The organism is Psychrobacter sp. FME13, assembly GCF_014861395.1.
Classification (GTDB): Bacteria; Pseudomonadota; Gammaproteobacteria; order Pseudomonadales; family Moraxellaceae; genus Psychrobacter.
This window is the reverse complement of the sequence record NZ_RRYV01000129.1, coordinates 1-8,685: the sequence shown is the minus strand read 5'-3', so window position 1 is coordinate 8,685 and position 8,685 is coordinate 1. Positions and strand designations below refer to the sequence as shown.

The window sequence follows — 8,685 nt, the reverse complement described above, 5'->3', positions numbered from 1 at the left end:
GGTACTACGCTATGCTTTAGGTTGGCAATATATCTCTGGTTTTGCGTAAGTCCTATAAATAATGCCTCGCTAATTTATAGTGAGGCATTATTCATAATTTCAGGATAGAGCTATGCACGCAGTAATCAAGGTGTCTTTGTTTTAGGGACTGCTTTAAAGTGAGCTGTTTGGTTGTCATTCGTAACGATTAATACAGGGTTGTTATCGCTATTTTTACCAAAGCTGTATTTGCCTTGTACTGTCGTAGCGGCAGCACTATCAAACTTTGCTAAGTGTTCAGGGCAGGCCATTCGAGTGCTTCTGATTGCGCTCAGTTCTACCTCGCCATCCGCCACACTGTATCCCGCGCTCATGTTGTTGCAAGTATTCATGAGGTTCATCATACTGCGGTCTTCAACAGTCATAAAGTCCAGTGTTAATGGTCTTGATGGATCGAAAAACAACGCCTCAACCAAGTTCTCCGTTATTAAGCTTGGCATCTATAAGACGCCAATTATTCGCCTCTAACGTCTCTGCTGTGACTGGCTGTACGGCTGGCGTGGTAATGTCAGTCATTGTTTGGCAGCCAGTCGCAAGTACACTCATCACAAGCGTGGATGCCATCATTATTTTCGTTGTGTTGTTCATAGCAATCTCTCAGAAAGTAGATAATCTAAATTTTTAATATTTGTATTTAAAAGTTAGGGTGTCTGAATGCTAATTATCACAAAGAAATTATATAACTGCAAGAATGCTTTAATTTTCAAATAAGGAAGCTTCAAAGAAGATAGATTCAAAGAACTAACATTCACAGAGTTAGTATTCAAAAAAGATAAGTTATCGCCTTTCACTAACACCGCGTAATAATCATTAAATATAAAAAAGCAGACACTCTAGGTATCTGCTTTTTTATTATTACAAAGCTGCTTCTACATGACGCTGCCAGCAACCATTAGCCTTGAGGCGTAATCAAATACTTCTCACCTGTTGCTTGCTTGCCATAAGCCGCAATTGACTGTAAATGTAATGCTTCAGCCAATGTCACTTCATGCGTATAGTTACTAGCAAAGGTAGTGGTGATTTCATCAGCCACACGTTGGCGCATCTTAACGACTGTCTTAGTACCAAGTTTAGCAAGCGCATTGAACAGCAAGAAGCCATTCACGCCCCACGCAAAACCAAAGTTACGGTTTAGCGTAATAGGGCCACGGTTTAGTGCGCCGTAGATGTAGGCTTGCTTAAACGTGTTAGAGCCATAGACGCTGTACTCTTCTACGTCACGAGTGATCGCGGCTTCCATACAGTTAAGGATGTCACTGCTTAACTGACCGCCACCGATAGGGTCAAACGAAATTGTCGCGCCTGTTTCAGCAATTGCCGCTGTTAAGTCAGCAAGGAACGTCTCGCTGCTTGAGTTAACCACATATTTTGCGCCCATATCACGCAATAGCGTCTCTTGCTCATCTCTACGGACGATATTTACTAGGTCTACGCCATCCGCCATACAGATACGGTTTAGCATTTGCCCGAGGCTAGAAGCAGCCGCCGCATGTACGATGGCTTTATGTCCTTCAGCGCGCATGGTTTCGACCATAGCTAGAGCGGTCAGCGGGTTCACAAAAGAAGAGGCGGCCTCGGTGGCCGTCGTGCCTTCTTTTAGCGCTAGGCAGCTCTGTACATTGACGCAATGATACGTACCACCACCGATGACCGCAACAGTTTTACCCATCAATGCTTGTGCTGCATCAGATGATCCTGCTGCGACGACTGTACCTGCGCCTTCGTTACCGACTGGCGTGTCCTTGCCAACGCGAGTTTTGACAGATGGCATAAACTTGGCTGGCACGTCAGCGGTGATAACTGGGTTTTCGTCTGTACCAGATTGTGCAGCCGTTGACATATCAGCGACGCTGAATAGAACTGCTAAATCAGATGGGTTCAACGGCGCAGCTTCAATACGAACCACGACTTCGTCAGCACCTGGCTGCGGCATATCAATGTCTTGTAAAGCCAATGTTAGTTTATTGTCTTCGCTAATCGTTGAGGTCAGTTGGATGTTTTTATCTGTCATAAGATTTTCTCCTGTGAATAGTTATATTTTTTAGACCAATCCCTTGATGGTATTAGTCGTTCTGTAGGTTATTGAGTTTTGGTAATTCTCTTAATGTGGCTAATTTTTATTAGCTCACATTTTATTTAGCGTTTGCGGCTTTAATTTGGGCAGTCACATGCTGCATAAACTCAGGCATATTCGCTTGGCTGTCTGCATTTACGGTCTGAGCAATATCGGTTTGGCTCATTGACTTGTTCCATTCTTTCATGCCTTCCACTTCTGCCAGAACATCCCAGTCAAGTTGGGTGCAAGCAAAGGCGCTGACAATAACGTTGACATAATGAACATAAATATCAGCCATGGTGAAATGCTCGCCTGCAATCCAAGGAGAGAACTTACATAAGCGATTCAAGGCAATAATACCGCGGCTTAATACTTGGCGAACTTCGTCTTTGATCGTATCAGGCGCTTGAGTACCAGAAAACACATAAGGAATCAGGCGACGACTTGGCAGCTCAAAATACAGCTCTGCTATTTTCATGATTTGACGTACAGTCGCGCGTTCTGCTGCATCGTTTGGGTATAGCGGCTTTTCTGGATATGTTTCCTCAAGGAAGTCACAAATCACGCTAGATTCTGACAGATTAAATCCATCAGGCATTGTGATGGCAGGCACTTTACCCACTGGGCTGACGGTTAATAAGTCATCGCTACCAGCGTACAAAAGGTCTTCTTGAAATGGGATACCTTTATATAAAAGTGTGTGTTTTACGATGTTGTAATAGTTGCTTGCTGCAAAGCCGTGCAAAGTAATCATAAGTCATTCTTCCATTGTTGACGTACAGGTTGTTTTTAATCGTGTTTTAATTGCGACGTTCAAGTTAACCACATTATTACTGGTTTTAATGTGGTTATATATAAGGAATAACGTGAATCACTATTGCTTTTAAGACAATAATAAGGCGAAAATACTAGACTATTTACTCAATGGAGAGGTCAGTTGGATCAATTACGTGCCATACGGTATTTTAGCAAAGTTGCTGAAACAGGCAGTTTTACTAAAGCAGCAAGTGCATTTAATGTGCCGCCATCATCACTATCAAGGCGGGTGTCCGATCTGGAAAAAAGTTTGGGCGCGACATTATTAAAGCGCTCGACCCGAGTCGTAAAGCTGACTGAAGTAGGGCAGGTTTATTACAATGATATGCAGCACATATTGAACCAGCTAGAACAAAGCAAAGAAACGGTGCGCAGTTATCAAACGACGCCCATGGGGCGCTTGCGAATCAGCTCTATGGTGGGTTTTGGTGAAAAGATACTACTGCCGTTGTTAGATGAGTTTGGTAAGTTGTACCCAGAGATTGTATTGGATGTCAGTCTCAGTGATGAGCTATCCGCATTAGGGCGTGACGATGTAGATATTGCGATTCGCGGTGGTTACGCACCAAATGAGCGAGTGATTGCTATTAGGCTCATGGACAATGGGTTTATACCAGTTGCGTCGCCCAGTTACCTGAAAGCACATGGTGTACCTAGTCACGTAATGGAGTTAAAAGAACATAAAGGACTGTATTTTAAAGCGCCAAACGGGCCAACGCCTTGGCTATGCCACGTGGATGACCAGTGGCATGATGTTTCGGGGCCAGCAGTTGCGATCTCAAATAACGGGCCATGGTTGGTCAAAAAAGCTTGTAATGGTGAGGGTATTTTAATGTCTACTCACTGGGCGTTGTCATCGTATCTTGAGTCAGGCGCGTTACAGGAGATTAAATTCGAGCATCGGTTAGCGATTACGCAACATGCTGATATGGCCGTGTATTTGCTGTATCAAAAGCAGCGCTATCTGGTGCCAAAAGTAAAAGCCGCTGTAGACTTTTTGGTTGAGAGGATAAAGGTCTCTAATGAAGCAGAAGCGTTATAAAAGTTAACAAGCATCAACCGATAACCGACTATAAAAACCGATTAGAAAACATTGCAGCGTCTAGCATGATTTAGTGACTAAACTGAGATGCAAGATACGTTTTTGGAATAGGAAACACCTTGTCATAAATCCAGTTATAGAAAAAGGCATACACCAGATAAAAAGTAGCCATAGACACGCCCATCAAAAACGCACTCCACAGGCTGATCTGTAAGTACCACGCAATCAGGGGTAGGTACAGTGACAGCAAACCAGCTTCAAATAAAAATGCATGTAATATCCTCAATAAAATAGTCTTATCTAGCTCTCCACGCAGTTTCAACAAGACCCCATCAAATACCCAATTATAAAAATAGTTCCATAGCATCGCGATGATTGAGCCAACAACAGCCATGCTACCTACCAATTGACTGTCAAAGCCAGATACCGAACTTGCCAAGGGTATAAATATGATTAGACCAATGACCTCAAAACCTAATGTATGGCGAATACGATCTCTAGTAGTGCGCATCGAGATATCCAATTAAATTAATGATTTATTTGGCTATTGTATCTGTTAAAATTGGATAACCAAGTTAGGACCTATAGGATATACAGATAGATGAGCTTTTCATTAGAGCAACTAAAAGCCTTTGTCGCGACTGTAGAAACAGGCTCTTTTTCAGCGGCAGCGCGGCAACTGGGTAAGGCGCAGTCTGTCATCAGCACGGCTGTTTCTAATTTAGAGATAGATTTGGATAACTTATTATTTGTGCGTGACGGTCGTTATCCAATTTTGACGCCAGCTGGAGAGCGTCTATTGGTAGAAGCACGAGTGATACTTGGGCGCTGTGAACACTTTCGCGGGGTTGCCAAAAGTTTGGGCGAGGGCGTAGAGAGTAGGTTGGTGCTAGCGGTTGATGAGCTATACCCTTTAGAACGATTGGGTGCTTTGTTAGATGAGTTTTCATGTCGATTTCCTAGTGTGGAGCTAGAGCTACTGTTTCCTTTAATGGAAGACGTGAGTCAGCTAGTCATAGAGAAACGAGCTGATTTGGGCATTATGTGGTATCAAGACATGTTGCCTTCGACGCTAAATTTTCATATTTTGGGTTGGGAGATGCTTAAGGTGGTTTGCGCCCCAGAGCATGAGTTGAATAGCCCAAAAATAGGATGGGATGAGTTAAAACGCTATCGGCAACTACTGGTAGCTACTCGTAATCATAGTGAAGATCAAGCACGATTACGAATAGCGTCGGATGTGTGGTGGGTTGAGAGTCAGTGGGTCATCGTGGAGCTAGTACAGCGTAACTTAGGTTGGGCTTTTGTACCTGAGCATGTGGTTGCTAGCGCCTTAGACAGTGGTCTTATAGTTGCACCAACATTGGGCTATGATGATCGCGACTGGCCAGTGGCTTTAGTCCTTATTTGGCATAAAGAGCGCGCTTTAGGTAAAGCGGCGACTTGGCTAAAATCGGCTGCGATTGATTTGAATAAGTAATCACAAAATCAGCAACTAAATTGAGTGATTTATGCCTCTACATACTTATATTTCTACGCTGGCATGATGGTACGACAATTAACTTTTTAACCTTGTCCTATATCCTCTAAAATAGCGCAATCTGCATTATCATCGCCTGCGCAGTTATCAAAAGAGTTCTGTAGAGCGTCGACCATTTCCTGCAATTGAGCAATTTTTTGGTTTAACGTATCGATATGCTCTTGTGTTAACTGCTTAACATCCGCGCTCTGCCGATTGGTGTTTTTACGCAGATACAGTAGCTCTTTCATTTGCTTAGAAGAAAACCCCAAATCACGAGCATGTCTTAAAAAGCTTAGATCCTCGACATCTTCTTTAGAATACATTCTATAATCTGAATTCGAGCGTTTTGCCGTATCGAGCACGCCTATTTTTTCGTAATAACGAATCATTTTTGAGGAGATGCCTGACTGCTTTGATGCTTGACCAATATTCATAACTATCCTTCTAACTTGAAAAGGGACTTAAATATCAAAAGGGTTTAAATAATCTGTGTATCTAAACCCTATATGGATATGCTTTACGATTCTATATTTACTCTGTAATGGTAGGTGCTTTGAAATACTTCAAGCGTAGCGCATTACCTAGTACAAATACAGAAGACAGCGCCATGGCGGCAGCCGCAAAAATGGGCGATAGCAATATACCAAACGCGGGATATAACACGCCTGCCGCAATCGGAATCAAGGCGACATTATAGACAAACGCCCAAGCCAGATTTTGTCTGATATTGCTGATAGTCGCCTTGCTTAAGGCAATCGCGGTAGGTACACCTTGTAAGCTACCTGACATGAGTACAACTTCAGCAGCTTCAATGGCCACGTCTGTACCTGTGCCAATCGCTAAACCAACATCAGATTGGGCGAGTGCAGGAGCATCATTGATACCGTCGCCCACAAATGCTACTTGGCCATATTGTTCTTGTAGCGTACGTATCGCATCTACTTTCCCTTCGGGTAATACTTCTGCTACTACTTGATCGATATTTAATTTGTTGGCAATAGCCTGTGCAGTATGGCGATTGTCACCGGTAATCATGGCTACTTTTAAGCCCAGCTGATGTAATGCTGCGATGGCAGTATGAGTCGTTTCCTTAATAGGATCGGCAACGGCAACAATAGCGGCCAACTGCTCATCTATCGCGATATAAATAGGAGTTTTACCTTCTTGTCCCAAACGTAGCGCATCCTGCTCAAAAGCTGCGACATTAAACCCCAATTGCTGCATGTAACGATCTGCGCCAATGTGAATCACTTGTCCGGATACACTTGCTTGAATCCCTAAGCCTGTCATCGCCTCAAAGTTAGTAACAGGGAGTAATTGAATGTCTTGTTGCTCTGCGGCTTGCACGATAGCCAGTGCAATTGGATGCTCAGACTTTGCTTCAACTGACGCTAGTACACGTAAGACTTGTTCTTTCTCAAACCCTTGCTGAACTTGAAAATCCGTTAACGTAGGTTTGCCTTCAGTCAATGTCCCTGTTTTATCAACGGCAACCACGCTCACTTCTTGTAGTGACTGTAGTGCTTCACCTTTACGGAATAACACACCCAGCTCTGCACCGCGCCCTGTACCCACCATGATAGATGTGGGAGTGGCCAGTCCCATTGCACAAGGGCAGGCGACAATAAGTACCGCAACGGCATTAATCAAACTAAAGGTTAATGCTGGATCAGGGCCGAAAATCAACCAAACGATAAAAGTCAGCGCGGACAAGAACATCACCGTTGGTACAAACCACATGGTGACTTTATCCACCAACGCTTGAATCGGTAGTTTAGAGCCTTGGGCTTGTTCTACCATACGAATGATTTGCGCCAGCACAGAGTCTTCACCGATGGCTGTTGCGTGGATATTCACAGTACCATTTTGGTTGATAGTACCGCCGACCACTTGATCGCCGGCTTGTTTTTTTACTGGAACCGGCTCACCGGTAATCATAGACTCATCGATATAACTGTGACCATCAATCACCTCGCCATCGATAGGGACACGCTCACCTGGACGAATCTCAACTGTCATTTGTGCGGTGATGTCTTCGACAGGGATTTCGACGACTTTGCCATCTTGCTGTACACGAGCTGTCTTTGCCTGCATGCCCACCAAGTGTTGAATGGCTTCAGAAGTGCGGCCTTTGGCTTTTGCCTCAAAATAACGACCCAATAAAATCAAACTCACAATCATAGCAGCGGCTTCGTAATAGACATGTACCGTGCTGTCAGGTAGGACTTGCGGCATAAAGGTTGCTATGAGAGAGAACCCATAAGCCGCGATGGTACCAATTGCCACTAGCGAGTTCATATCGGGGGCAAAACGCAATAAGGCTGGCATGCCTTTTTGATAAAAGCGGCGCCCTGGAAAGAGCAATACCAGTGTGGTTAATACAAATTGTATCAGCCAACTTTGCTGAGTACCGAGGTTATTCGCTACCCACGTATGAAAGGCGGGAATCATATGTGATCCCATGGATAAAATGAATACGGGCAATGACAACAGGACAGACAGACCTAAATCTCGTTTAAGCTGCTTTTGCTCCGAGGTTTTCTTTTCCTGTTGCTCACCTTGGTCTGGTTTTACCAGTTTGGCCTCATAGCCCGCCTTTTTAACGGCTTCAATCAGATCATCTGTGTTGATTTGGGTATTCGCTTGTACCAAGGCTCGTTCGGTTGCAAGATTGACGCTGGCTTGTTGTACGCCTGAGATTTTCTTTAGAGATTTTTCAACGCGTCCAACACAAGAAGCACAGCTCATGCCTTCTATTGATAGCTCAATCGGTTTAATGGGCGTTACTTTATAGCCTGCGCGTTCTACCGCTGTGTTTAGCTGGGTAACATCTAAAGGCTGAGAGGCGTATACCGTTGCCTGTTCAGTGGCAAGGTTTACCTCAGCGTTTTCCACGTGTTCAATCTTTTTTAATTGTTTTTCGATGCGCCCGACACAAGAGGCGCAACTCATGCCTTCAATGCTCAGAACTTCTTGATGGGTAGGGGTTTCGGTGTTTATTGTTTTCATAACAACCTCTGTCGTTTTTAACTACTTAGATTAACACACCAAGTGCAATGCTAATTAATATTATAGAACGCCTGCATAGGCGTCTTAAACCCTAATCGTTTTCTTGGTCTGTTGTTTAGTTTGTTCTCAATGTCCTGTATTTCATTATCAGAGACTTGTCTAAAGTCACAACCCTTAGGCAAGTACTCTCTGATAAGGCCG

At 43.9% G+C, this 8,685-nt stretch carries 9 protein-coding genes and 1 pseudogene; 2 read left to right on the top strand and 8 right to left on the bottom strand.

Going from position 1 to position 8,685, the window contains the following annotated elements; genetic code table 11:
- Positions 1-125: 125 nt before the first annotated feature.
- The 4 genes from EI164_RS12525 to EI164_RS12515 form a co-directional block, all read right to left on the bottom strand.
- Complete coding sequence (locus tag EI164_RS12525) at positions 126-479, bottom strand: META domain-containing protein (protein ID WP_225739279.1); 354 nt, start codon at positions 477-479, stop codon at positions 126-128.
- Positions 448-627, bottom strand: a complete 180-nt coding sequence (locus EI164_RS17110; protein ID WP_225739278.1) for a hypothetical protein — start codon at positions 625-627, stop codon at positions 448-450. The genes EI164_RS12525 and EI164_RS17110 overlap by 32 nt, the downstream gene beginning before the upstream one ends.
- Before the next feature lie 304 nt (positions 628-931).
- Entirely contained in the window at positions 932-2,050 is a 1,119-nt protein-coding gene (locus EI164_RS12520) for a zinc-binding dehydrogenase (RefSeq protein ID WP_192520285.1), read from the bottom strand.
- Positions 2,051-2,171: 121 nt separating this feature from the next.
- The gene (locus tag EI164_RS12515; protein ID WP_192520284.1) at positions 2,172-2,849 is read right to left on the bottom strand and encodes a glutathione S-transferase family protein; all 678 of its coding nucleotides are present in this window, start codon (positions 2,847-2,849) and stop codon (positions 2,172-2,174) included.
- Between the two features lie 183 nt (positions 2,850-3,032).
- Here EI164_RS12515 and EI164_RS12510 point away from each other — a divergent pair, with 183 nt between their 5' ends.
- Positions 3,033-3,953, top strand: a complete 921-nt coding sequence (locus tag EI164_RS12510; RefSeq protein WP_192520283.1) for a LysR family transcriptional regulator — start codon at positions 3,033-3,035, stop codon at positions 3,951-3,953.
- Between the two features lie 70 nt (positions 3,954-4,023).
- Here the strand turns inward: EI164_RS12510 and EI164_RS12505 are convergent, their stop codons facing one another.
- Complete coding sequence (locus EI164_RS12505; RefSeq protein ID WP_192520282.1) at positions 4,024-4,464, bottom strand: PACE efflux transporter; 441 nt, start codon at positions 4,462-4,464, stop codon at positions 4,024-4,026.
- 90 nt (positions 4,465-4,554) lie between these two features.
- Here EI164_RS12505 and EI164_RS12500 point away from each other — a divergent pair, with 90 nt between their 5' ends.
- On the top strand, positions 4,555-5,433 hold the full coding sequence (locus tag EI164_RS12500) for a LysR family transcriptional regulator (RefSeq protein ID WP_192520281.1): 879 nt from the start codon (positions 4,555-4,557) through the stop codon (positions 5,431-5,433).
- An 86-nt stretch (positions 5,434-5,519) separates the two neighbouring features.
- Here the strand turns inward: EI164_RS12500 and cueR are convergent, their stop codons facing one another.
- The 3 genes and pseudogenes from cueR to EI164_RS17105 form a co-directional block, all read right to left on the bottom strand.
- Positions 5,520-5,909 carry a Cu(I)-responsive transcriptional regulator gene (cueR, locus tag EI164_RS12495; protein ID WP_192520280.1) on the bottom strand — a complete coding sequence of 130 codons (390 nt, stop codon included), beginning with the start codon at positions 5,907-5,909 and terminating at the stop codon, positions 5,520-5,522.
- A gap of 97 nt (positions 5,910-6,006) precedes the next feature.
- On the bottom strand, positions 6,007-8,484 hold the full coding sequence (locus tag EI164_RS12490; protein WP_192520279.1) for a heavy metal translocating P-type ATPase: 2,478 nt from the start codon (positions 8,482-8,484) through the stop codon (positions 6,007-6,009).
- A 50-nt stretch (positions 8,485-8,534) separates the two neighbouring features.
- Positions 8,535-8,685, bottom strand: a pseudogene (locus EI164_RS17105) (IS30 family transposase); the annotation flags it as partial.

Coding starts and splice junctions, on each gene's coding strand:
- EI164_RS17110 (WP_225739278.1), bottom strand. CDS start 627: ATGAACAACACAACGAAAATAATGATGGCATCCACGCTTGTGATGAGT.
- cueR (WP_192520280.1), bottom strand. CDS start 5,909: ATGAATATTGGTCAAGCATCAAAGCAGTCAGGCATCTCCTCAAAAATG.
- EI164_RS12515 (WP_192520284.1), bottom strand. CDS start 2,849: ATGATTACTTTGCACGGCTTTGCAGCAAGCAACTATTACAACATCGTA.
- EI164_RS12520 (WP_192520285.1), bottom strand. CDS start 2,050: ATGACAGATAAAAACATCCAACTGACCTCAACGATTAGCGAAGACAAT.
- EI164_RS12500 (WP_192520281.1), top strand. CDS start 4,555: ATGAGCTTTTCATTAGAGCAACTAAAAGCCTTTGTCGCGACTGTAGAA.
- EI164_RS12505 (WP_192520282.1), bottom strand. CDS start 4,464: ATGCGCACTACTAGAGATCGTATTCGCCATACATTAGGTTTTGAGGTC.
- EI164_RS12490 (WP_192520279.1), bottom strand. CDS start 8,484: ATGAAAACAATAAACACCGAAACCCCTACCCATCAAGAAGTTCTGAGC.
- EI164_RS12525 (WP_225739279.1), bottom strand. CDS start 479: ATGCCAAGCTTAATAACGGAGAACTTGGTTGAGGCGTTGTTTTTCGAT.